Source organism: Sporomusa termitida (assembly GCF_007641255.1).
GTDB lineage: Bacteria > Bacillota > Negativicutes > Sporomusales > Sporomusaceae > Sporomusa > Sporomusa termitida.
On the sequence record NZ_CP036259.1, the window covers coordinates 3,602,135 to 3,625,390 of the forward strand.

The 23,256-nt window shown below is 46.2% G+C and carries 21 protein-coding genes; 4 read left to right on the forward strand and 17 right to left on the reverse strand.

The window, feature by feature from the left end:
* The first annotated feature begins 47 nt into the window (after window positions 1–47).
* Window positions 48–398 carry a hypothetical protein gene (locus SPTER_RS16950; RefSeq protein WP_144351460.1) on the forward strand — a complete coding sequence of 117 codons (351 nt, stop codon included), beginning with the start codon at window positions 48–50 and terminating at the stop codon, window positions 396–398.
* A 78-nt stretch (window positions 399–476) separates the two neighbouring features.
* On the opposite strand, the gene SPTER_RS16955 is transcribed toward SPTER_RS16950, so the two are convergent.
* Window positions 477–1,859: a mannose-1-phosphate guanylyltransferase/mannose-6-phosphate isomerase gene (locus tag SPTER_RS16955; RefSeq protein WP_144351461.1), complete on the reverse strand. Its 1,383-nt coding sequence runs from the start codon at window positions 1,857–1,859 to the stop codon at window positions 477–479.
* 187 nt (window positions 1,860–2,046) lie between these two features.
* Between SPTER_RS16955 and SPTER_RS16960 the strand changes: the two genes are divergently transcribed.
* Together SPTER_RS16960 and SPTER_RS16965 are read left to right on the forward strand one after the other, a co-directional pair.
* Window positions 2,047–2,697 (forward strand): hypothetical protein, encoded by a 651-nt coding sequence (locus SPTER_RS16960; protein WP_144351462.1) that lies wholly within the window; start codon window positions 2,047–2,049, stop codon window positions 2,695–2,697.
* 569 nt (window positions 2,698–3,266) lie between these two features.
* Window positions 3,267–4,709 carry an LTA synthase family protein gene (locus tag SPTER_RS16965; protein WP_246105330.1) on the forward strand — a complete coding sequence of 481 codons (1,443 nt, stop codon included), beginning with the start codon at window positions 3,267–3,269 and terminating at the stop codon, window positions 4,707–4,709.
* 69 nt (window positions 4,710–4,778) lie between these two features.
* Here the strand turns inward: SPTER_RS16965 and SPTER_RS16970 are convergent, their stop codons facing one another.
* On the reverse strand, window positions 4,779–5,711 hold the full coding sequence (locus tag SPTER_RS16970) for a GDP-L-fucose synthase family protein (protein ID WP_281289529.1): 933 nt from the start codon (window positions 5,709–5,711) through the stop codon (window positions 4,779–4,781).
* Complete coding sequence (gmd, locus tag SPTER_RS16975; protein ID WP_144351465.1) at window positions 5,701–6,786, reverse strand: GDP-mannose 4,6-dehydratase; 1,086 nt, start codon at window positions 6,784–6,786, stop codon at window positions 5,701–5,703. The genes SPTER_RS16970 and gmd overlap by 11 nt, the downstream gene beginning before the upstream one ends.
* A 268-nt stretch (window positions 6,787–7,054) precedes the next feature.
* Here gmd and SPTER_RS16980 point away from each other — a divergent pair, with 268 nt between their 5' ends.
* Window positions 7,055–8,323, forward strand: coding sequence for a glycosyltransferase family 4 protein (locus tag SPTER_RS16980; protein WP_144351466.1), 1,269 nt, complete (start codon window positions 7,055–7,057; stop codon window positions 8,321–8,323).
* On the opposite strand, the gene SPTER_RS16985 is transcribed toward SPTER_RS16980, so the two are convergent.
* From SPTER_RS16985 to SPTER_RS17050, 14 genes are all read right to left on the reverse strand, one after another.
* Complete coding sequence (locus tag SPTER_RS16985) at window positions 8,292–9,275, reverse strand: GDP-mannose 4,6-dehydratase (RefSeq protein WP_144351467.1); 984 nt, start codon at window positions 9,273–9,275, stop codon at window positions 8,292–8,294. The two genes, SPTER_RS16980 and SPTER_RS16985, sit on opposite strands and share 32 nt — an antisense overlap.
* A gap of 20 nt (window positions 9,276–9,295) precedes the next feature.
* Window positions 9,296–10,432: a glycosyltransferase family 4 protein gene (locus SPTER_RS16990; protein WP_144351468.1), complete on the reverse strand. Its 1,137-nt coding sequence runs from the start codon at window positions 10,430–10,432 to the stop codon at window positions 9,296–9,298.
* Between the two features lie 23 nt (window positions 10,433–10,455).
* Window positions 10,456–11,559, reverse strand: a complete 1,104-nt coding sequence (locus SPTER_RS16995; protein ID WP_144351469.1) for a glycosyltransferase family 4 protein — start codon at window positions 11,557–11,559, stop codon at window positions 10,456–10,458.
* Window positions 11,560–11,579: 20 nt separating this feature from the next.
* Window positions 11,580–12,365 (reverse strand): glycosyltransferase family 2 protein, encoded by a 786-nt coding sequence (locus tag SPTER_RS17000; RefSeq protein WP_144351470.1) that lies wholly within the window; start codon window positions 12,363–12,365, stop codon window positions 11,580–11,582.
* A gap of 31 nt (window positions 12,366–12,396) precedes the next feature.
* Window positions 12,397–13,134 (reverse strand): glycosyltransferase family 25 protein, encoded by a 738-nt coding sequence (locus SPTER_RS17005; RefSeq protein ID WP_144351471.1) that lies wholly within the window; start codon window positions 13,132–13,134, stop codon window positions 12,397–12,399.
* A 26-nt stretch (window positions 13,135–13,160) separates the two neighbouring features.
* Window positions 13,161–14,183 (reverse strand): lipopolysaccharide heptosyltransferase I, encoded by a 1,023-nt coding sequence (waaC, locus tag SPTER_RS17010; protein WP_144351472.1) that lies wholly within the window; start codon window positions 14,181–14,183, stop codon window positions 13,161–13,163.
* 20 nt (window positions 14,184–14,203) lie between these two features.
* Window positions 14,204–14,677 (reverse strand): D-glycero-beta-D-manno-heptose 1-phosphate adenylyltransferase, encoded by a 474-nt coding sequence (gene rfaE2, locus SPTER_RS17015; protein WP_144351473.1) that lies wholly within the window; start codon window positions 14,675–14,677, stop codon window positions 14,204–14,206.
* Window positions 14,674–15,666, reverse strand: a complete 993-nt coding sequence (locus tag SPTER_RS17020; protein WP_144351474.1) for a bifunctional heptose 7-phosphate kinase/heptose 1-phosphate adenyltransferase — start codon at window positions 15,664–15,666, stop codon at window positions 14,674–14,676. Before SPTER_RS17020 ends, rfaE2 begins: the two co-directional genes overlap by 4 nt.
* Before the next feature lie 20 nt (window positions 15,667–15,686).
* A complete protein-coding gene (locus SPTER_RS17025; protein WP_144351475.1) occupies window positions 15,687–17,066 on the reverse strand; it encodes an LPS-assembly protein LptD in 1,380 nt (459 codons plus the stop codon).
* 150 nt (window positions 17,067–17,216) lie between these two features.
* Window positions 17,217–18,146 (reverse strand): hypothetical protein, encoded by a 930-nt coding sequence (locus SPTER_RS17030; protein WP_246105331.1) that lies wholly within the window; start codon window positions 18,144–18,146, stop codon window positions 17,217–17,219.
* 127 nt (window positions 18,147–18,273) lie between these two features.
* The gene (locus SPTER_RS17035; RefSeq protein WP_144351476.1) at window positions 18,274–19,479 is read right to left on the reverse strand and encodes an S-layer homology domain-containing protein; all 1,206 of its coding nucleotides are present in this window, start codon (window positions 19,477–19,479) and stop codon (window positions 18,274–18,276) included.
* A gap of 409 nt (window positions 19,480–19,888) precedes the next feature.
* The gene (locus SPTER_RS17040) at window positions 19,889–21,148 is read right to left on the reverse strand and encodes an S-layer homology domain-containing protein (RefSeq protein WP_144351477.1); all 1,260 of its coding nucleotides are present in this window, start codon (window positions 21,146–21,148) and stop codon (window positions 19,889–19,891) included.
* 291 nt (window positions 21,149–21,439) lie between these two features.
* Window positions 21,440–21,853: a RuvC family protein gene (locus SPTER_RS17045; protein WP_246105332.1), complete on the reverse strand. Its 414-nt coding sequence runs from the start codon at window positions 21,851–21,853 to the stop codon at window positions 21,440–21,442.
* A gap of 213 nt (window positions 21,854–22,066) precedes the next feature.
* Window positions 22,067–23,224, reverse strand: a complete 1,158-nt coding sequence (locus SPTER_RS17050; protein WP_144351479.1) for an S-layer homology domain-containing protein — start codon at window positions 23,222–23,224, stop codon at window positions 22,067–22,069.
* Window positions 23,225–23,256: the final 32 nt, after the last annotated feature.

A 23,256-nucleotide genomic window follows, 5' to 3' on the forward strand; every position in this document is an offset into this window, starting at 1 on the left:
GAATAATAGTAAGGGACAAAATACGGGGAGATGAGGTGAAAAGCAACATGGAGACAAAGGAACAGCTCAATCAGCTGCAGACCATGATGGAGCAGCTGGTTAAAATGGTCGGACACAACAATGCTGTAACCGAGGAGCTTGTCGGCCGGATGGACAGAATGGAAGAAAAAGTCGACAGGCTGGATGCCCGGATAGGTATGGTCGAAACTCGGGTGGGCGCTCTCGAAGCCCAAACGGCGAGTGGCTTTGCCGATGTCGTCCAGATGGTTACGGTCCTGGGTCAGAAGGTTGACAAAATGGACGCCGCCCAGCTCCTGCACGGAGAAATGGTGCGCAAGCTGGCCGCCGACTATGCCCAGCATGAAGCGGAAATTTTGCTGCTGAAACGGGCCAGGTGATTACGGCAAAAGAACCGGCTCCTATAATACGATGGCACAAAAACTCCTGTCAGCTAAAGCTGTCAGGAGTTTTTGCAGTTAAGCCCGCCCGTACACATCGTCAAAGCGGACGATATCATCTTCACCCAGATAACTGCCGTTCTGGACCTCAATAATCTCCAGCGGCAGCTTGCCCGGATTGGCCAGGCGGTGCTTGGTGGAAACCGGGATATAGACGCTCTCATTGACATGGACCATTTGTTCCTGCTCACCGATCGTTACCTTGGCCGTGCCGCCAATGACAATCCAGTGTTCGCTGCGGTGATAGTGGAGCTGCAGGCTCAGCTGCTGACCGGGGGTTACTACTATTTTCTTCATTTTGTAGCCGGGCCCTTCGCCGAGGACCGTATAACTGCCCCAGGGGCGGTACATGGTCGTATGCTCATCGACCTCCCGCCGCCCCCGGGCTTTGAGCTCGGCCACCACATCCTTAACCTTCTGGGACTCGCCCCGTTTGGCGACAACGATGACATCATCGGTCTCTACCACCAGCACATCCTCCAGGCCGATGCCGGCAATCAGCCGGTTGCGCCCCAGCATCAGCGTCTTGCTGCAGTCGATCGGCAGGCAATCGCCGTTCAGGGCGTTGCCGGCCTCATCTTTGTCCAGCACATCATAGATGGCATCCCAGGAGCCGATATCATTCCAGTAGGCGGTCAGGGGCGCCATAACTACCCGAGCCGACTTCTCGGCCACCGCATAGTCAATGGAGATGTTGGGCATGGTGGCAAACTTGTCGACAACCGCCGGCAGCGGGGCCGACGCCAGCTGATATATGGCCGGCGCATACCGGCTGAACTCTTCCATAATGCAGCCGGCGGTAAAGGCAAACATCCCTGAATTCCAATAGTAGTTGCCTGCTGTCAGATAGGCTGCCGCCGTATCCTTATCCGGTTTCTCCCGGAAGGAAACAACCTCATACCCGGGACCGCAGCTGGCGCCGGCCTGGATATAGCCATAACCGGTTTCCGGCTTATCCGGTTTGATGCCAAAGGTCACAAGCTTAGCCAGCGCCGCCAGTTCCACGGCCTGACGCACATTCCGGGCAAAAGTCTCGGCCGGATGAATGATATGGTCGGCGGGGGTGACAAACAGGATATCATCGCTGGCGCTGTGGAGTTCATCCAGACAAAAGCGGACAGCCAGAGCAATGGCCGGGGCCGTATTCCTGGCCACCGGCTCCAGCAGGATATGGGCCGCACCGGCGCCGCAGGCTGCCAGTTCGGTTTTTACGTGATGCATATATTCCTGATTGGTTACAACCACAATATCTGCGGCTTTGACCAGTGGTAAAAACCGTTTTACCGTTTGTGTGAGCAGCGAATCAGTGTTGCCAAGCTTTAAAAACTGTTTAGGCAGGCAGGTCCGTGATAACGGAAACAGGCGTGTACCGCCGCCACCGGCCAGTATGATGAGTTTCATATGATTACTCCCCTAATTGAAAAAATCTATCCTTACTAGTATATCATATTATAATAAGAAGGAAATCTCCAGAATAATCGTTTATTCCTGATAGTTTTTTGTACATCTTGTTTGCTGTGTCAAAATCAGGTAGTATATTATTATATTTAATAATGTCTTAATATGATGCTTGGTGGGAGGAACTCAGATGATACAATCGAAAAAACGGATTTTATGGGAAATAACTCCTGCAACCGCTCTTAGCTTGGCTGTAATGCTATTTGCTGTCTGCTTTGGATGGCTGTTGCCGCCTGAATATGGGCAGGAAAACGGCGCTGTGGAAAATCTGCAGATTTTGGTGTTAAGCCTGGCGGCGGGTATTGCCTTTAGTGTCTGCTTTACCCTCCAATTAAGGCAACAACGACGCAAGCTGTATGCACTGTCTGGTGTATTCCTGCTGCTGGCCATTGCCCGTGAGCTAAGCTGGGGGCGGGTCTTTTACATGGACAATGCCGGAAATATTCCGCCGCTGAAAGCACTCTGGTACGGCCCTGCTGTTTATCCGGTGGTAGCGATACTGATAACCGGCGTTTTGATCTATTTCTTTACCTCTGGATTACACAAAGAATTAATTTCCTGGTTAAAAAAAGATAACCTACCGCTGCTGGACCTGGTTTTTATGATTACAGGTATACTTGCGGCCGATTTTATTGAACACCATACCGCAGGCTTATTAGGCAACAGAACCGTAGTGTTTGAGGAGCTGTTTGAATTAGCGGCCTATTGCTCAGTTCTTGCCTTTATGGTTAATATTGTATTTAATAGTAAGTTTCATTCCACTGGGGCTCCCAAGCCTTAATTTCACATTGTGAAAGGTCTGATTACCATATGTCCAGATGGGAAATTGTATTTAGACAGCTTCAAAAAGATTTGAAGCTATATATCTTTATTCTGGCTGTCTTTTGCCTCTACCGTGTTGCTTTTATTCTTTATCTTAGCAAATATATCGGTCCGACAACGGATTTTCATGATATCAGCCTTGCCCTTTTTTACGGATTACGTATCAGTTTAAAGAGTACCGGCATTGTAGTCCTGTTCTCATTTCTTTTTTCCACATTGCTGGCAGTCATCTTCAAAAATGATAAATTTGACAAACCCAGAACCATATTAGGTTATAGTTATATATTTATTCTAACGCTGTTGTTCCATATCCGAATTCCGTATTACGAAGTATTTCATGCAGCTTTTAATCAATTTCTTTTTAATATCTTTAGAGATGACACTGTTGCTCTGCTGGTTACAGTTATACATGAATACAATTTGCCTCTCCGTTTTTTGTCTATTTTTGGCATCACACTAATTCTTTGCAGAATATTAAGAGCAGTCCTTCATACCAGGACTTTTACCCTGCCATACCTGCCCCATCGTGTGGGGTTAATTGCTTTTAAACTGTCATTAATCACAGGTATTGCCGCTTTTATGGTTTTCACCCGGTTTGGCGGCAGTTTAACCTATGCCAACTCCGTACACTGGGAAAATGCTGAAGTCAGCAAAGATCCGTTTCTCAATGAAGCGATCTTAGATGATATTCAGGCCCTCTACCGCGCTTATGCAGCTCATGAAGCACTAAAGAAGGCGGCCTCATTAAATATTTCACCCGAGCAGGTAAGAAAATATGGCACTCAGTTAACCGGAAAAACAATCAGCCCTGCTAATGTTGATGAGTATTTCCGGCAGGAAGCGCAAGGAGCAAGAATCCCCAAACCTTCCCATATCTTTTTGATTATCGGCGAAAGCTATGCCCAATGGCCCCTCCTGCCGGAGTTCAGTAGTCTGAATATCGCCAGTGGCATGAAAAGCATCCTTTCTAAGGATAACGCAGTGCAGGTAAAACCATTTTTACCGACAGGCGCCGGTACAATGGCCGGGATTAACGGCATTGTGACAGGTTTTCCGGAGGAAAACCTGTATCCGAATTATCAACCCGAATCCTATATAAGTGTTTACGCCACTGGCATTGCCGCGCAAATGAAACAGTTGGGCTATAGAACCAGGTTTTGGTATGCCGGTTTTTCATCGTGGCAGCAAATTGAAACCTTTACCCGTGCCCAGGGGTTCGATGAGTTTTATTCCTGCGGTGATTTCCCCTATGCAGCCGGCAATGCCTGGGGTAGTGAAGATAAATATTTTTATGAAGGCATCAATACGCTGTTCAATGATACACAGCCTAGTTTTAATGTCCTGCTGACAAGTGCAAATCATCCACCCTATACGGTAGATATTGAGGCCGAAGGGTTTAGTGAGGCAATCGTTTCCGCTGGTTTAAGCGGTTCAGCGAAAGCTGATAAAGAACTGATTACCAAGTTGGGCCATTTCTGGTATGCCGACAAATATCTGGTGAAATTTATTGCCGATATGAGCCAGCGCTTTCCGCAGAGTCTGTTTGTCGTGACCGGCGACCATGCCGACAGACTGAACATAACTCCCAACCCGACTTTGTTTGAGCGTTATGCGGTTCCTTTTATCATGTATGGACCAGGTATACACAAGAATATGTTTGATGCTCAGGTAGCCGGCTCGCATCTCAACATCGGACCAACGCTGATTGAACTTATTGCCCCTCAGGGGTTCGTTTATCATTCGATGGCTAAAAGCCTGACAGCCGGTGATCGCTTTGGCTTTAATTTGGCTTTCTGGATCTCCGACAACGCCATTGGCGTGATCGGCACCAAAACGGTCGAGGCCCTTACTGTTATTGACCGCCAGCCAGGAACTATGCCTAACGATTTTGCCGGACAAATACAAGCGGTTACGGCCATGCGTGGCCTAGCCTGGTGGCGAATGACTACCGGGGGAAATATCGCTAATTGAAAAAGGCACTGCTGCCCTTACGGATAGCAGTGCTTTTTTGCTCCTCAGTTGGTCTCAGATACAAAAGACTCAATCAAATCGGTCAGATTGTATTAATTGCTCGTATACTTTGGCAATCCCTTCCGGAAGCTTAATCTTATGTTGCCAACCAAGGGCATGCAGACGCGAAACATCCAGCAATTTGCGCGGAGTCCCGTCAGGCTTGGCTGCATCCCATATGATTTCACCTGTATGCCCCACGACGGACTGTATTAAATAGGCTAAATCACGTATCGTCAGGTCTTCACCGGTCCCGATATTGACCATTTGCGGTTTATCACACTGTTCCATCAAAAAGACACAGGCGGCAGCCATGTCGTCTGAATGTAAGAATTCCCGCCGGGGCATGCCAGTACCCCATACGACCACTGGTTGATCCGGCAGCGCTTCGTGAAATTTACGAATTAAAGCAGGCAGCACATGTGAAGTCTGCAGGTCGTAATTGTCACCGGGACCGTAGAGATTAGTAGGCATCACGCACATATAGTTTGTCCCATATTGGCGATTATAAGCCTCACACATTTTAATGCCGGCGATTTTAGCTAACGCATAGGCTTCATTTGTACTTTCGAGAGTACCTGTCAGGAGATATTCTTCCTTGATTGGCTGCAAACAATCGCGTGGATAAATACAGGAAGAACCCAGAAAAAGCAGCTTTTTTACTTTCTGACGCCAGGATTCATGAATAACATTAGTCTGAATGATAAGGTTATTATAAATAAATTGCGCAGGGTACATGCGGTTCGCCTCAATGCCCCCCACTTTAGCTGCAGCAAGAAATACATAATCTGGTTGCTCTACTGCAAAAAAGTGTTGGACTGCCTGTTGATCTGTCAGGTCCATTTCCGCATGAGTGCGCAGCAACAGGTTGTGATAGCCCTGTGTCTGCAAAGCACGCACCAGAGCACTCCCCACCAGGCCTTTATGACCAGCAACATAAATCTTAGCTTCTTTATTCATGATGCGGGAACACTCCAACCCCCTCTTGCTTGCATAAGGCATCACGTTTGGCCCGCTTTACATCCTCCCGCACCATTTCCACTACTAATTGGTCAAAGCTGATCTTGGGCGTCCAGCCAAGTTTCTCCTTCGCCTTCGTTGCATCGCCCAACAGCGTTTCCACTTCTGTAGGGCGAAAATAACGTGGGTCAACAGCAACCAGGCATTTTCCTGTTGCCGCGTCATACCCTTTCTCTTCCACCCCTGCGCCCTCCCAGCGAATATCAATTCCTACTTCAGTAAAAGCACGGCTAACAAACTCCCGTACCGAATATTGCCGTCCTGTGGCAATAACGAAATCCTCAGGTTTATCCTGTTGCAGCATCAGCCACTGCATTTCCACATAATCGCGGGCATGACCCCAGTCACGTTTGGCATCAAGATTACCCAAATACAGGGTATCCTGCAAACCCGCCTTGATATGAGCCACTGCCCGGGTAATCTTACGGGTCACGAATGTTTCGCCGCGAACCGGAGATTCATGGTTAAATAAAATACCGTTACAGGCATACATCCCATAGGCCTCGCGATAGTTGACCGTTATCCAGTAAGCATATAATTTAGCTACTGCATAAGGGGACCGGGGATAGAATGGTGTTGTTTCTTTCTGGGGTATCTCCTGAACGAGGCCAAAAAGTTCAGAGGTTGACGCCTGATAAAAGCGGGTTTTCTTTTCCAAACCGAGGATCCGAATAGCTTCCAGTATCCGAAGGGCACCCAAACCATCCGAGTTTGCCGTATACTCGGGTTCCTCAAACGACACAGCCACATGGCTTTGCGCAGCCAGGTTGTATATCTCATCCGGCTGGACCTGTTGAATAATCCGGACCAGACTGCTTGAATCAGTCATATCGCCATAATGCAAAACTAACCGCCGGTTATCTTCATGCGGATCCTGATACAAATGATCAATGCGCTCGGTATTGATCAGGGAAGAACGGCGTTTAATGCCATGGACCTCATAGCCTTTAGTTAAAAGAAATTCGGCCAGATAGGCACCATCCTGACCGGTAATCCCTGTGATAAGTGCAATAGGCATATAGAAATCTTCCTCTCAAATGCATTTTATATAATAGTAGCTGCTTAGAAACTCAACGATATTAAATTAAGTAAACTTCTTAAAAGAGTGTAGCACCTGTTATTATAAAATTCAAGTACTGTTCGTTTCGTCAAATTATTATTAATTATGACTTCATGTGAATTCAGAATTACCATCCTAAATTCATCTGTCTGGTAATATATGCTGTGCAGGATTATTACAAAAAACTTTGAATGTATACATGTAAATATACACTGGAGGAAGCTAAATGCACGAAGTCATTCAAAAAGCCATAAGAAATATGAAAAACAGAAATATACCCTGTCAAAATTTACCCCATGCACTAGAAAGCGACACATCAGTACTACTAACTATACAGGCACAGTTTTTCCATTTTATCAAGAAATTATCATATTTAAAAAAAGAATTAAAATTAAAATCTCAATGTAACGGTCTCGCAGATGAATCGCCGGAAACCAAAGTATATCAAATATTGCCCGAGTTTTCACAAGGCGATGCTGTTGGCAACGATACTATAGCGTTGCATCATATTCTCCAACAAGCAGGCTATGCAGCCTATATCTGTGCTCAATCTATAAAGCCAGAAGTAAAACATATGTGTATTAATATTAAAGAAGTTTATATTGAAAAAAAAGATATTATTATCTATCATAAATCCATAGGTTCTCCTCTGGCCAGGTGGTTTCTTGAAGTTCAATGCCAACGGAAAATCATGATTTATCATAATATAACACCAAGTCATTTCTTTATCAACTACAACTATAAGCTATATTCTCTCACCAAATATGGGAGAGACAGTTTATTATCTTTAGTGAACCATGTTGATGAATGTTGGGCTGATTCAGAGTTCAACAAGCAGGAACTGGATCAAATTGGATTTAGGAACACAAAAGTTCTACCAATAATCATAGATTTTTCTGCTTACAAGCAGGATGCGAATGCTGAAATCGTAAAAAAATATAATGATGGAAAAACAAATATTTTATTTGTCGGCAGGGTGGCTCCTAATAAAAAGCAAGAAGATATAATTATAGCTTTTCACTACTATAAAAAGTATATTGACCCGCAGGCCAGGCTGTTTCTGGTTGGGTCCTATGCCGGCATGAACAACTATTACAATGAACTACTTACGCTTTTAAAAAAACTTGATTTGGAAGACGTATATTTTACCGGGCATATACCGTTTGCTGATATATTGGCTTACTATAAAACCGCCACGGTCTTTCTCTGCTTAAGCGAGCACGAAGGCTTTTGCGTGCCCTTGGTTGAAAGCATGTATTTCAGAATTCCTATACTAGCCTATAATGCTGCCGCTATTGCCGAAACGTTACAAAATGGCGGAATTTTAGTCAGTCAAAAAGATCCCAAACTGATTGCGGAATTGATTCATCTCCTGGTTTCAGATAATTGCTTGCGCACCCGGATAATTAAAAATCAGGAATTTTGTTTAACAAGGTTTCAGCATGATAAAATTAGAAATAAATTTATTGATTATTTTGCGCACTATACTCCCTGATATCATTTTGTACCATTTCCACTATCATATCTTTAAACAAGGTGGTATGTTTCCAGCCTAAATCGGTATAAATACTTTTTGCGTTGCCAATGAGCGGCACCTGTTCTCCTGGACGGTAAAAGTCCTTATTGATGACAATATACTGAGTATAATTAAGCCCAACTGTAGAAAAAGCTGTAGCTAGCAGTTCGCTGACCGTATGGGCAACACCTGTGGCTACCACGTAGTCTTTTGGCCCCTGGGGATTATGGAGCATACGCCACATGGCTTCCACATATTCAGGTGCATATCCCCAATCCCTTATTGTCTCAATATTGCCTAATTCTATTTTTGTGGCTATCCCGAGGAATATTTTGGCAACAGTGGCCGTAATTTTTCTCGTCACAAAAGCATGTCCCCGCCGCGGCGATTCATGATTATAGGTAAAACCAGTACAGGCATATAAGCCGTACTGCTCCCGATAATTTTTCACTACATGGTGACTGGCGAGCTTGGATATACCATACATGGAGCGTGGATTGAACTTTGTGGTTTCTGTTTGCGGCGATTCTTCTGCGTTGCCAAAAATCTCACTCGAACCGGCGAAGTATACCCTACAGGACGGGCACAATTCTTTAATACTGGACAAAAGGTAATGAGTGGATGTAAAGTTTGCGGCAAGAATAGAGGCTTCATCTTCAAATGAATAACTTACAAAACTCGATGCTGCTAAATGGTAACATTCGTCTGGCCGGATAGCAGCAATTAGTTTATAGACAGACAAATGATTGTCTAGCGAACAAGCATGCAAATTTATTTTATCAGCTATACTCTGTATATTCTGTAGTTTAACAGTATTCTCCATACTGGCCCTGCGCACGGCCCCATGCACCTCATAGCCTTTGCCCAGTAACAACGCGGCTAGATAAGAGCCGTCCTGCCCGGTTATCCCTGTTATGAGTACTTTTTTCATCGAACTGTCCCTTTCTTGAATTACCTATCCGCATTAATGGCTGCCAGGTAGCAGTCTAAAGTCTGTTGGGCGGTTTGCCTCCATTGAAAGGTAGCCGCCCGTTCCAGCCCCTTCGCTTTTAAATTAGCATAGAGACTGGTATCTGACAGCAGTTGTTCCAGGCCGTCGGCAATGGCCTCTGTATCCAGAGGATTAATTAATATTGCTGCCTCACCAACGACCTCCGGAATAGATGATACGTTTGATGCCAAAACCGGTATTCCGCACTGCATGGCTTCGAGTGGGGGCAATCCAAATCCCTCGTATAAAGATACATAAGCAAAAGCATCTGCTAAATTGTACAGATGCGGCAAATCACATGCATCCACATACCCCGTAAAGATCACTTTATCCTCTAAGCCCAGCTCCTGAACAAGCTTGAATATTCCATCATACATCCAGCCATTTCCTCCAGCCAGCACAAGCTTGTGTTCGCAACCGGTCCTTTTAAATGTTTTAGCAAAAGCACTAATTAATCTCTGTAAATTCTTACGGGGTTCGAGAGTGCCCACATATAAAATAAACCGGTCAGGCAACTGATATTTAGCGCGAACTTCGGCAAAGTAACTATCTTCAGGCGATATCACCCGGAAAAATTTATCGGCCGCAAGTGGTGTGACATGAATTTTATCCGGGTCAATACCAAAGAAGTCTACAACATCTTTTTTCGTACTCTCCGATATTGTAATTAATTTTGTAGCACAAATTGTATACTTTTCCACAAAATATGATAAGAATCTTAAATTACGAACAGCTACCGTCTCAGGATATTTTTTAAATACAAGGTCACAAACTGTCAACACCGTTTTAGCTCGTTTTGTTGGTAAAATTGAGTAATTAGTTCCGTGATAAATATCAAAGTCACCCATAAATCTCTCTAGAGGAATAGAATACAAAAATCGCCCCTTCATGATTTCACGAAGATAACTATAAGGATATCTGATATATCGCTCCTCACCTATAACATACTTTTGTTTTCTGGGTTTGAACTTATTATAAACTGTTATAAATTCATGGCTGCCATCTAGCTGGTAAAGCCCTCTAATCAAATTATGGCAGTAAAATCCTATCCCAGTCTTATTCCCCATAAGAACCTGACCGTCAATCAATACTCTCATCGTTTCCTCCAATTAGTTCAATGTCAATTGTCAGATAATATCGTTTTATAAAAAGAAAGTGTCTGTGTCGCGGTGAGATCCCAGGAGAATAGTTTTTCCTGCCTAAACCCATTTTCAATAAGCCTTGTTCTTGATTCATTGTCACTAAGCACCTGCCCCAGCTTGCTTGCTAAATCCTCCGAACTCTGTGGATTAAAGTACAATCCGGCGTTACCAACTACCTCCGGTATTGAGCTCCGGTCACTAACAACAACCGGGCAGCCTTGATACATCGCCTCTAAGGGAGGAATCCCAAAACCTTCATAAAAAGAAGGATAAACAAAAGCCTGTGCATACTTATAATAATTTGCTAAGGCTTCATCTTCGCCTGATGCAAAAAGAACCTGATTGGTCAGTCCAGCTTTTTCAAGCAGTTCAACATCCCTTCTTTTTGTTTTCCCACCGCCAAAACAGACTAATTTAAACTGCTTACGTATTGTAGGAGAGATTGCCAATGCTTCCACCAGGCATTTAAAATTTTTATACCCATGCCGTTCACCGACATACAATATATAGGGCTCCTTGACCAGGGGCGGTGTACTAACAGGTATTCTCAATGAATTGCCATGATATATAACCGTAATTTTATTTTCCGGCACTTGCAGGATTTCCACTAAATCTTTTTTGGTCGACTCAGATACACATATAACCCCATCGCTTAGAGAAACACATCTTTTTTTCCACTCTACTGTTTTATCGCGATAAGAGAAATTAGTGGGAAACAGTTCATGAATCATATCATGTACAGTAATAATTTTTTTAAAATTAGTATTCGTGAAATCTGAAAAATAATATGTGGGATGATATATATCCGCACATATTTCAGACAGAAATCGAAATCGCAGTTTTTTATTTAAGAATGGACCTATTTTTTTGCCAAAAGGAAAGCGCTCTCGGTCTATTCCAAAAAATTTTGCATATGAATTTTCAAATCTCTGTAAACCATATCGATTGGCGTAAAACCCCATAAATAAAGCAATTGAGGCTTCATCCCGTCTAAGCATTCTCGATATCAATTCATAAAAGTATCTGGATATGCCCCCATAACGCTGCATCTCAAATACTTGATGGTCATAGACCACCCTCATGCGTTTCCCCCCTAAGTTTACTAAATTGCTATACGTCTCAGGAAACCTCTTATTGCCATACGGAACAGCTTAAGCTTGGCAAAAAAATAAAAACAGTAGAAGGTACAGCGATTGAAATGAGTCCGAATGATCCGTATTTTTTCGTATACGGTTGCTTGTTTACCTGCAGATAATGAACTTAAACCATCAATAGAAAAATGAGTAATTATTTTATCGATATAAGCGAATTGATAACCAACTTTTAAGCAGCGTATCTGTAAATCATAATCAGCAGCTATTCTATACTCTTCATTAAATTTATGTTTTTTCAGAATCTCAGTTTGCATAAACATAGCCTGATGACAGATTACGCGCCCTTTCTGCACCTGACGCAACCCGATTTTACGGCCTGAACGGCCTACTTTTCTGCCAGCGATGCTGCTATAGGTCATTACATCACCATAGATAACCGCTGGTTTCCCTAGCTGCAGGTACAAATCCACCACATCCTGAATCGTCTGGCGATCATAAAAATAATCGTCAGAATTCAGGAAATAAACTAACTCACCATGTGCATAGTTTAATCCCTTGTTCATTGCATTATAAATCCCTTTGTCCGGTTCACTCACCCAATAGCTAATTGTATTTTCATATTGGGAAATTAGCTGTAGTGTCTCATCTGTTGAGACCCCATCAATTACAATATACTCGATATTGGGATATGATTGATTGGCAACACTGTCAAACGCTTTTTTTAAAGATTGTCCATTATTGCGAGTTACGGTAATAATAGTTACTTTAGGTCCCATAAAGCTTTGGTCGTTCACGCTGCTACTCTCCAATTAACATAAATTTGATTTATAGCTTATAGCCATGATAGATACGCTGCATAGCTATTTGCAACCGGTAGGAATAACAACTCCATCTTTTATACCATTTTTTTCGATTCTTACCAACCATTGCATAATTAATTGTAGACTCTGCGCCACTTTCCCAAGCCGGAAAAGGCAATACCGTAAATATCTTAATTCCATATTTCCAAAATTTTAAAAACTCATGATCAATCGGAACAGTCATTGGCAACATCTTATCGAGATAACTTATCGCTGCATAACGATTCAGCAGATAGGCACCGGCTTTGGCCTGATGCAGAAAGTTAAAGATCAGCCTGTAATCCTTTATTAATTTCTTTTTTGTTACAGGGACTGCCCAATTTGAAGTGCCATTAAATTTAATCATATCCCAATTATCATGATTTGTCGTCAGATCATTCAAAACTAACGGAAAGTCATTGCTAAACTCCATATCATCTTCAAGAATTAATGCAAACTCTTTATCACTGGCAACAAACATCTCCAGGGCTCGGTAATGGCTAATATAACAGGCAACTTCTGTAGTAGTTACATATTTGCCATGACAACGCTCATACTCATCAGCATTAATCTCTTTTTCAGAAAAATTCACCAATCCCCCATCGATAGCGACACAACGCTGAAACGGCAAATTCAACCGGCTAAGACGCTGCTGCATTTGCAACAGCCGCTCTGGTGAGCGATCGAGATTAATGAGGATACAGATAACATTACTAGAATGCATTTTATTCCTCCGTACAGAAAATTAAGCTATCCAACCATTTTCACCAGCGACTGATATACAAGCGCCGGACTAATATCAACCAGGCACTCCAGCTCTTTGAGGCATTTACGCTGCCAGCAGCCTGTACAGGCGTGGCTGGTGGTAAGAACAACATGGCCTGGCCCGCAGGGACCGTTGCGGCGAGGATCAGTGGGCCCGAATAAGGCCACCACCGGGGTGCCTATAGCCGCGGCCAGATGCATCGGGCCCGTATCACCGGCCACCACCGCCCGGGCATTCTTGATCAGGGCCGCTAGTTGTTTAAGGGAGGTTTTCCCTGTTAAATCAAGTAGCGGCACTGCACTCTGGCCCTGAATTGCCTGCATTGCATTTTGATCGGCTGCACTGCCCACAAAAACCGGAATCAGGCCACTGGCAAATAACTTGCCGGCCAGGGTGGCAAAATGGTCGGCCGGCCAGCATTTATTCGGCCAATTGGTGCCAGGCATCAATATAACATAAGGGTTCTTGCTGTCAAGGCCGGCCTGGTGGGCGATGGCCCCGGCCTGGGCGAACTCGGCGGCGGTAATTTTTATGATAAATTCCGGTTCTGCTGCCCGGCAGCCTAACGCTCTGGCAACATCCAGGTAACGCTCAACAATATGGCCCTTCAGGTTGGGGCCGCAGATCTTTTTTCCAATCCAGTCACTGTGTTCGCGGGCATCGCAATATACCAGGCGTTCCGGTGCCCCGCTTAGCCAGGAGATGGCGGCACTCTTAAATAGTCCCTGCAGATCCAGGGCCAGATCAAACCGGCGCTCTCTTAGCTCCCTGATAAACGCCGGGGCATAACGGTACAGCCCGGCCAGCGATTTACACCGTTTTTTTTCAAAAACAATGATTTCATCAATACAGGGGTTATTTGTCAGCACATCATAGGCCGGCGGCTCAACAACCCAGGTGAGCCTTGTCTGGGGGAAACACTGCTTTAGCGCCGGTGCCACCGGCAGGGCATGGATGACATCGCCAATGGCACTCAGTTTGACAATCAGAATATTTTGGTAGGTCAAAAGACTGCCTCCTGTCTTTCTCAGGCTTGCCGGCCGCTGATCTTCCTGATGATATTGCTGGAGGATCGGCCGGCTACTTCCGGAATCAGCACAACGCGGCCGCCGTAGCTTTCGACAATGTGGCTTTCAGGCAGGTCCTTGACACTATAGTCGCCACCTTTAGCATAGACAGCAGGTTGAACCGCAGCAACAATGTTCTCGGCGGTTGTCTCGGGAAAAACAACCACATAATCGACAGCGCGCAGCGCCGCCAGCACCTCGGCCCGGTCCTGCTGGTCATTAACCGGCCGGGTCGGTCCTTTTAACCGGCGGACCGATTCATCGCTGTTGAGGCCGACGATCAGACAGTCGCCCAGGGCCCGCGCCCCATTCAGATAGCGGACATGGCCGGCATGGAGGATGTCAAAGCAGCCGTTGGTAAAAACAATGATTTTGCCGGCGGCTTTTAATTGGGCGGCCAGGGTGCCAATGTCGGCATAGGCAATAATGTTCATAGCTGTTGCTCGCCGATGGCCTGTTTTAATTCGGCCGGGGTTGCGGTGGCTGTACCAGGTTTGCGGACAACAACCCCGGCGGCAAGGTTGGCCAGGCAGGCGGCGTCATAATAAGCCGCACCGGCCGCCAGCGCCAGCATCATCGTGACAACGACCGTATCCCCGGCGCCGGTAACATCATAGACCTCGCTTTTATTGCTGACGGCAATATGGGAAACCGGGCCGGAGCGTTCAAACAAGGTCATACCGTCAGGACCCTGGGTAATTAACACGGCCTCAGCCTGCAAACGGTCCAGCATTGTCCGGCCGGCCTGCATCAATGCTTCCGGCTCCCGCAGGTCAAGCCCCAGTGCACTGGCTGCCTCTGATTCGTTCTGTTTGACAATGCGGATGCCGCTATAGGCCATAACACCGTAGCGGGAATCAACCATGGACGGTATGCCGGCCTGGTTGCAGGCAGCAATAACCGCTTCCCGGATAGCGGGGGGGACGCTGCCGTAGTCGCTAATAACGACAGCATCCATTTCCCGGACATGATTGGCAATATAATGCAGCAGACCTTCTTCCACTGCCGGTGTCAGGGCCTGTTTACACTCCCGGTCAATCCTAACAATTTGCTGGCGGACGGTGGCCTGGCCGCCGGCCATTACCCGTGTTTTGGTAATGGTCGGGCGGCCGGCGTCGGTAATAAAGCCCCCGGTATTGACGCCTTTGCTATTCAACACCTGGGTCAGCTGGACGCCGGCATTATCCGCCCCGATAACGCCAACAGCAAAAACCGTGCCGCCCAGGGTGGCGGCATTATGAACAGCGTTGGCCGCCCCGCCGGGAACGACCGTTTCCCCGGCATGCTCAAGAATGAGGACAGGCGCCTCCCGGGAGATCCGGGAGATCCTGCCTTCCAGATAGATGTCGGCAACCATGTCGCCAATAATCATAATTTTTTTATTTTGCAATTCATCAACTAGCTTCAGCAGCTTGCGAGGCACAGTTTCCGTCTCCTTCCGGTTTACCACTTAATTGTACTAACATCTAATTTAATCTGATCCCGTTTGGCCCGGTAAGTGACTTTCGCTTCCCAGCAGTGCAGATTGCGGTACCAAATATAATCCACATCAGCCAGACGGTCTCCATCCATATCATAGCTTTGCTTGATGCTGATTGTATTCATGCGGTCAATTTTATAGGTAAAACCGGCGGCCAGCTCACGGTTAATCTTATCGGCATCATAGTCAAACAACTTGGGATTATTCTGGTTATAGTGGTACCCGGCCCAGGTTGAGAACCGCTCCGACCACTGCCTGTCAATGGTGGCGTCGTATTTAAAATTGGTGGTGGTCGAGTGGTCATAGCTTTCCCGCACATGCTGCAGGCCGGCGCCCAGATACAGGTTGCTCGAACTGCTAAGTTTTATCGGCTCATGGCTGAAGTACAGGCTGTAATCCTGGTGCCAGCTTGATTTGTCGTCATCCGTCCATTTGCCGTAAATCGCGGTAAATGTATAATGGACCGGCCAGGAGCCTAATTGGTTGGGATAATAGGAAAACTTAAACTCCGGTTCTTTTTTTATCCAGTTGCTGTCACTATCCCGGAAATGGCCATAGGTCAAATCCAGAGAAAAGTTTTTCTCCCGCTGAATGAAGCCGGCGCTGGGTTTAAAGTCGGCCTGGCTGTAATAGTCCAGATTCGCATAAGCCGACAGTTTATTGTCAAAGGGATACTCAATATGCTGCTTGATTGACAGGCCATCATCATTATCATAGCCAATCCGGGGAAAAGCCATGCTGTCTTCTCCTTGTTTCAGCGACTGGCGGTACTTGGGCAGAGAAAAGATGACCTTATTGCCGATCCAGAATTTTGCGTTATAGGCAACCATTTGGTCGCCGGGCCAGATCTCGATCTTATCGGCACTGACATGATAATCCGGCACTTCGGCCGGACAGTGGGTTGCCGACCCCTGGCTGACGACATACTGATCAGGCTGCAGGCTGATCTTTTCCCCGGCCACAAATTCATGGCCGATTTTGCCTTTGATGGCTTCCATGCTGCCGGTCTTAAGCTTGTAGTTGTATACGGTGCGGCTGCCGGACAATACCGCATCAGGCTGGGAAAAATGGGCCTGATCATGGATCCAGATCTCATTGCGCTTAGTATTGCCGTTGATTTGTTCAGCCTCCACCCGCTGCCCCTCGTTGGTAATGACCACCTGGCCTTTGGCCAGGATATCACCGGTTTCCTCGCTAAAAGTCAGTTCCTCGGCTTCAATGGTAATCGGGACCTGGCTTACGGCTGCCGGCTGACCGGCAGCCGCCCGGGCCGGCCCCGCCGGTGTCCCAAAGACAATCACGAAAGCCATGAGTCCCAAAATAAGTTTTTTATTATTAGGCATAGCGCTTATTTTCTCCTGTCTGAAATAATGAAAGAAAAAAGGGTAATCTTCTTGACTTAATTCTACAGATTACCGCTTTTTCCTTCATTATGCGCCTAGCAATATGTAGAAAAGCCGCAGTTATGCGGCTTTAGGGCTGGTTTTTACCGGTTATTTAACTCTAATACCATAAACTTCAACATCATCTTTAGTCTGGATATACATTTGGCTGCCAATGGGGATCTCCGCATCTTTGCCGCTGATAAAGGCACCGCCAATAATCCCCACCGGTCCGAGAATGACCATCCCGGCCACACTGGCCCCGGCCGCTTTCGCCATAGACTTGGTCTCCGCTTTGGCCTTGTCACCTAAAAAGGTATTAACACTGCTGCCATCAACGGCCCGCACATTGTCAAAGCTGATCTCCAGCTTGGCATCACGGCCAAAGTTTTTGGCCTGCCGTACTTCTGTTATTTTACCTGTGCCAATAGCCCCTTTGGGTAATACCAGCACCCCGCCAATAAATACATCTTCCGCAATCCCTAACGCGACCGAATCGCCGACCCGGCTTTGTTTGCTGTTTAACTTCGACAGGGTTTTAATTTTAACAAGGGTATCTTTCGCCAGGATAGCAGGCACCACCTCAAAGTTCCCATCCGTATAAGCCAGGTTCAGCAGTGCATCCAGGCGGGCATCCAATGAACCGGTTCCCGGGAGGCCATTCATAGTCTCTTCCAGCTTTTCAATTCTGGTCATTATCGCACTGTCGCTGATACGCTGGGTAAGCGTCCATTCAACAGCATTTAGCTTAATAAGCAAGGAAGGGGTATGCTCATTTGCCTCAAAGATATATGTATAAATCTGCTCCACCCGCGGCAGTACGGCATCATAGGCTTCCTGCCCATAAAGGTCCTGCTCCACTTTAGTAACCCGGTCAACCAAAGAACCGGTTTGAGCAGCCCCGTATATGTTTTTTTCGGCAACTGCCAGTTTACCGATAACGGTGAGCTCACCTGCTGCCTGCGCCGCCGCCGGAACGGCCAGCCCAGAAACAATCAGCATAACAAGGGTAACTAGTGCCACTATTCTCTTTTGGATCATGCCGGTTCTCCTCCCCACATTGATTATACAGATTAAATTCGTCATTATAAACCAATATCCTGCCGGCAATCCGGCAGGATATGTCATTAATATAAAAATCTGCCGGCAAACCGGCAGATTTTTGTATTTAGAAGTAAAATTCTACTTGTGCCCGATAGTATTTGGAGTTTTCATTTTTGTCTGTAAGGCCGTCAAGATCGGTATACGTTGTTGTTAAAAGTGCATTTTTCATCGGTGTATAGGTAAAGCCCACTTCATAGCCTTTGCCGTCGCCGTTTTTACCGGCGAAATCCTGGTCAAAGGTTGGTGCAAAATAGGTATTAGGGTTAACTTCGCGGTACATGCCATATACGCCATATGAGCCGGCCGCGTTTTTGGCAGCGCCTTTGTAGGCCAGTTTTACGAAGTAGGAATCGTTTTTATCCACATCTTCCTTGGCATAAGCACCGGAAACCACAAGATTGTTAACAAGCTTATAATCCAGGCCTACTTCAAAAATATCTCGCTGAGCGCCATCATCATTATGGAAATAAGCGCCGCGGACATTGGCTTTGTCATTTAGGGCATAGCCCAGGTTAGCCATGTAAATGGTATCCTCAGACTTAAGGTCGGCAGTAGCAACAGTACCGAACTTATAAGCCGCAAGGTCGACCTTTAATTTATTGCCAAAGCTGACCATACCGCCGTCTACCTGGTCGTCAATTACAATACCATAGGCAGGCAGAACGCTGTAACGGCCCACAGTTACCGTGGCATCCCCGACTTTGCCGGTTACGTTGGCAATGTTTAGGACTGTACTATCATCATTGCCGCCTGATTTCAGGTTCTGAACATTCTGGAGGCGGGCGTTATAAGTCCAGTCATCACTTATTTTGCCGGTTACCATGATCCGCGTACGCAGTTTGGCATCCTGAGTCTTCGTACCTAAAATATCATTATCGTCAAAACGGGCGCGGATAACACCGGTAAGTTTGGTATTATCAACTTTTTTCTCGATCTCATCCACCCGGACACCCAGGGTATACAGTTCGTCGGCAAACTCAGCCTGCAGGGCATCCAGTTCTTTTTGGATTTCCGCATCGGCCTTTTCGCTGTTAGCGAGGGCTTTGCCGACAATAGTGGCCATTTCATAACGGGTAAGGGTTCTGTCCCCTCTGTAGGTGCCGTCGCCATAACCGGAAATGATGCCGGCTTGAGCCAGCTTGCTTACAGAGTCATAGGCCCAGTGTTTTGCCGGAACATCCACAAAGGGATTAGCCGGCGCCGCCAGGGCGGTTCCGGCCACGCTCAGGGCGAATACGGCCGCCAGAGCCAGGGCTGTTTGTTGTTTCATGTGTGTGCCTCCTTAGGTTTTTTAAAGTTTGGTTTTACGATAAGCGCCTAAGAAGTTAAATCTGAGTGTCCATGTTGCCTCAATATTCTCCTTGTCAGGTGATGCTTATATCTTGACGCCTTGCGGCGGGAAGACCGGGTACAAATATCTATGGATTAACTGGCATAATATTCTTGTGGATACAATATATTCTACATCTAAGGTTTAATTCCTTCATCGTTTTCCTAAATTAACAGTTATTTTCACAAAATATAACATTAAATACATTTCATATAATTATTCGATTTTACGCATACTACTTTTTTTATTTAAATAAACTATAAAAATTCGATTTAAAATAAAAAAAGGATTACTTCGCATAGGTTGAAACCTATTTTGAAGCAATCCTTTTAAGTTACGTTAGAATGGTTTAGAAGTAGAAGTCTACTTTTGTCAGGAAGTACTCAGCTTTTTGTGAGCTGTCATAAGAACCTTCCAGGTCGGTATAGCTGGTGGTCCATCTTGCATTTTTCACAGGTACATAGCTGAAACCAACTTCATAGCCTTTACCATCCCATTGAACTGCACCATAATCCAAAGTTGTCGAAATCAGAGTGCCTGCTTCGAGGTCACGGTAGTTAACCCAGGCGCCAAAGCTCTTAGGTGCAGTGCGGTCAGCACCTTTGTAGGTAATCTGGCCAAAATAGCCTTTGTTTTCGTCATCCGCATCACTCTTCAGGTATGCACCGGCAAGATTAACGTTAGGAGTTAACTGATAATCCAAACCAACTTCATAAAGATTGCCTGTATCAATATCGCTGTCTTGGGGGTCCAGGTGGAAATAAGCGCCTTTAAAGTTCAGCTTGTCACTAAAGGCATAGCCGAGGTTGGCAATATATAAGTCATCTTTTGTATCTCCGACATAATCCTGTCTGCCGGCAAAGATATCGACTTTAAGCTTGTTGCCAAAGCTGGCCTGCACGCCGTCAATCGTGTCGTCCAGAGCGATACCGTAGGCAGGTGTTGCATCAAAACGGCCCAGGGTTACGTCCAAGGCACCGATCGGGCCATTCACATAAGCCCAGTTAAGTTCAGTCTTGCCTTCGTTATTGGCATCAATACCACCAGTTTTTAAGTCCTGGGTATTTTGCAGACGGCCAACATAGGTCCAGTCATCATTGATGGCGCCTTGTACTTTTAAACGGGTACGGAGTTGTAAGGGTTTTGATTTAGGATTTGTCCAACCGGTAATCTCACCATCGTCATCAAAAGTTGCTATGTTCTTTTGCTCTTTGTCTTCATATCTGATACGAGCTTCACCGGTGATTTTTACATTGTCAATTTTCTTTTCCAGGCTGTCAACCCGAACGCCGAGGTTGTTGAGTTCGGCAGCAAACTCAGTTTTCAGGGCATCCAGTTCCTTTTGGGTTTCTGCATCGGCCTTTTCGCTGTTAGCCAGGGCTTTGCCGACTATAGCGGCCATTTCATAACGGGTAAGGGTTCTGTCACCTCTGTAGGTACCATCGCCATAACCGGAGATGACACCGGCTTTAGCCAGCTTGCTTACCGAGTCATAAGCCCAGTGTTTTGCAGGAACGTCCACGAAGGGGTTAGCAGGAGCTGCCAGTGCGGTACCGGCTACACTCAGGGAGAATACGGCGGCCAAAGCCAGGGCAGTTTGTCTTTTCATTGTTGTTGCCTCCTTAGGTATTTGTTTTTGTTGAGCATTTACCTAAAGAAGAAAACCGTTGAGTGTCCATGTTTCCTCAATATCTCTTCTTCAGTTCATACTCATATATCTTAACACCGGCTAGAAAATACCGGCATAAAGACCTGAATCTAGCGTGATATGTATTATTTACCTATCTTGCTATTAGTAGTATTCTACATGCGAGAATATATTCCTGCTTATTTTGTAAAAAAAATTACAAGCAGATTATATTTTCTTGTCATAAACATTAGAAAAATGGCTATGAGCCATTTAGCGGCCGCTAAAATACCGTTCGGCCAGGATAACAGCCACAAAGTCATCTACCGGTACCGGCGGCACCAGCATGCCGGTCGGCAGCAGGCGCTTCAGGCCCCGGGGCGGATGGCAGCGCCAGTACCGTACCCGGGCTTCATCGGTGGAGCGGTACTCATTGACAGGGACGATCGTCAGGCGTTGCCCCTTCACAGTGATCGCCGCCAGGACCGCCTGGGCGGTTTGGGTTGTGGTCCCGTCGCCGATAATTACGGTTGTCAGGTTATGGGCTGCAGCCAGGGTGGCTACTCTATCAGGGAGGTCAACAGTGGCGATAATGGTTTTATCGATCAGCCCCTGTTCTCTATGAACGACGGCCAGACCGCATTTCTCCCGGCCCGGGTCGATTGCCAAAACGCGATCGGCAGGCACTACACATCCCTCCATAACTATATGCGTTTGCCTTGTCTATGTTTCCTGCTGTAATATAATAATAATATCACATTCTGGCGGCAAATAAAATCAGTGCAGAGCGGGGTCAGGCCTCACACATTCCACTTTCTTAAAGTAGAATGTGTGAGGCCTGACCCCGCTCATGCAAACAAACAGGACGCCCGCGGGCGTCCTGTTGTTGCGGAATGCTTATTAGAATTTAACGTTGATAGCAGCCTGGGTACGGGCGCCGCCGTCAAGTTCAAAACCGTCTTGATCTTCGAAGTCCTGGTATTTAAGGTTCAGAGTAGTGTTTTTAGCGATGGCACGGTCATAGCGTACTTCCAGACCTTTGTAGCCGTTGCTTTCATTTTTCAGGTTCTGAATATCGTTGTGGATATTGGAGAACGGAGAATTAGCACCGGCTTCCACGTCACGATACAGAGCAGTCAGGCCCAGTTTGTTGAATTTAAGGCCATAGGCAGCTGCATCGGCATCGATGGAACCATTGTCAAAGTTATAGAATTCGCCAAGAGCAGTTACGCTGTTGGTCAGTTTAATTCCTACATTGGCACCATAAACATCGGTTTCGTTGTTTGTGCCGTCATCGTAGTTGGCATAGTCGGCAGTAACAGTAGCGGCACCAAGTTTCAAGCCATATTCGGCACCATAGATTTTAGTGCTGTCTTTCAGGTTACCGATATAAGCCTTCAGGTTGCCGGCTTCGGCAGCGAAACCGGTCATAGCTGAGTCATGCAGGAAGCCGTTGCCAAGCATCAGGTCCTGACGGCCAATAGTATTGGTCAGGCCAAGGGCATCAAAGGTTACGTTGGCAGTGTCAAGTTTAACGCTGCTTTGGTCGGAGAAGTCGGCATCATAGCTCAGATTGCCGCTAGTCATGCGGGCATTGAATTTCAGGTCGTCGTTGATTTTGCCGTCAAAGCTTACACGGGCCCGGAAGTCTGTGTTATCAAAGTTGTCGCTGGCGCCGTAACGGACACGGGCATCACCGGAGATTTTAACCATTTTGTCAACTTTTTTATCCAGGGCTTCTACTTTAATGCCCATTTCAGTCAGTTCAGCAGCAAATTCTTTGGACAGCTGGTCAACGATTTCTTTTTGGTCGTTGTCCAGGTTTTTTTGCATAGCGGAAGCAACCATGGAAGCCATTTCGTAACGGGAAATAGTTTTGTCACCTTTAAAAGTGCCGTCTTCGTAGCCTGTGATCACGCCGTCTTGAGCCAGCTTGCCAACAGCGTCATAGGCCCAGTGTTTTGCCGGCACATCAGAAAACGGGTTGGCAAAGGCCGGTACGGCGAAGGCCACGGTCAGAGCAGTGGTTACTGCTACTTTCAGAAGTCTCTTGTTCATTCGAAAATCCCCCTTGAAATTATATATTTGTC

What these genes read in the sequence shown, in the direction of transcription:
- SPTER_RS17035 (WP_144351476.1), bottom strand. Translation starts at nt 19,479, where the DNA reads ATGAAACAACAAACAGCCCTGGCTCTGGCGGCCGTATTCGCCCTGAGC.
- SPTER_RS16955 (WP_144351461.1), bottom strand. Translation starts at nt 1,859, where the DNA reads ATGAAACTCATCATACTGGCCGGTGGCGGCGGTACACGCCTGTTTCCG.
- SPTER_RS16990 (WP_144351468.1), bottom strand. Translation starts at nt 10,432, where the DNA reads ATGAGAGTATTGATTGACGGTCAGGTTCTTATGGGGAATAAGACTGGG.
- SPTER_RS17040 (WP_144351477.1), bottom strand. Translation starts at nt 21,148, where the DNA reads ATGAAAAGACAAACTGCCCTGGCTTTGGCCGCCGTATTCTCCCTGAGT.
- SPTER_RS16980 (WP_144351466.1), top strand. Translation starts at nt 7,055, where the DNA reads ATGCACGAAGTCATTCAAAAAGCCATAAGAAATATGAAAAACAGAAAT.
- SPTER_RS17050 (WP_144351479.1), bottom strand. Translation starts at nt 23,224, where the DNA reads ATGAACAAGAGACTTCTGAAAGTAGCAGTAACCACTGCTCTGACCGTG.
- rfaE2 (WP_144351473.1), bottom strand. Translation starts at nt 14,677, where the DNA reads ATGAACATTATTGCCTATGCCGACATTGGCACCCTGGCCGCCCAATTA.
- SPTER_RS17030 (WP_246105331.1), bottom strand. Translation starts at nt 18,146, where the DNA reads ATGATCCAAAAGAGAATAGTGGCACTAGTTACCCTTGTTATGCTGATT.
- SPTER_RS16950 (WP_144351460.1), top strand. Translation starts at nt 48, where the DNA reads ATGGAGACAAAGGAACAGCTCAATCAGCTGCAGACCATGATGGAGCAG.
- SPTER_RS16995 (WP_144351469.1), bottom strand. Translation starts at nt 11,559, where the DNA reads ATGAGGGTGGTCTATGACCATCAAGTATTTGAGATGCAGCGTTATGGG.
- SPTER_RS16985 (WP_144351467.1), bottom strand. Translation starts at nt 9,275, where the DNA reads ATGAAAAAAGTACTCATAACAGGGATAACCGGGCAGGACGGCTCTTAT.
- gmd (WP_144351465.1), bottom strand. Translation starts at nt 6,786, where the DNA reads ATGCCTATTGCACTTATCACAGGGATTACCGGTCAGGATGGTGCCTAT.
- SPTER_RS17005 (WP_144351471.1), bottom strand. Translation starts at nt 13,134, where the DNA reads ATGCATTCTAGTAATGTTATCTGTATCCTCATTAATCTCGATCGCTCA.
- SPTER_RS16960 (WP_144351462.1), top strand. Translation starts at nt 2,047, where the DNA reads ATGATACAATCGAAAAAACGGATTTTATGGGAAATAACTCCTGCAACC.
- SPTER_RS17025 (WP_144351475.1), bottom strand. Translation starts at nt 17,066, where the DNA reads ATGCCTAATAATAAAAAACTTATTTTGGGACTCATGGCTTTCGTGATT.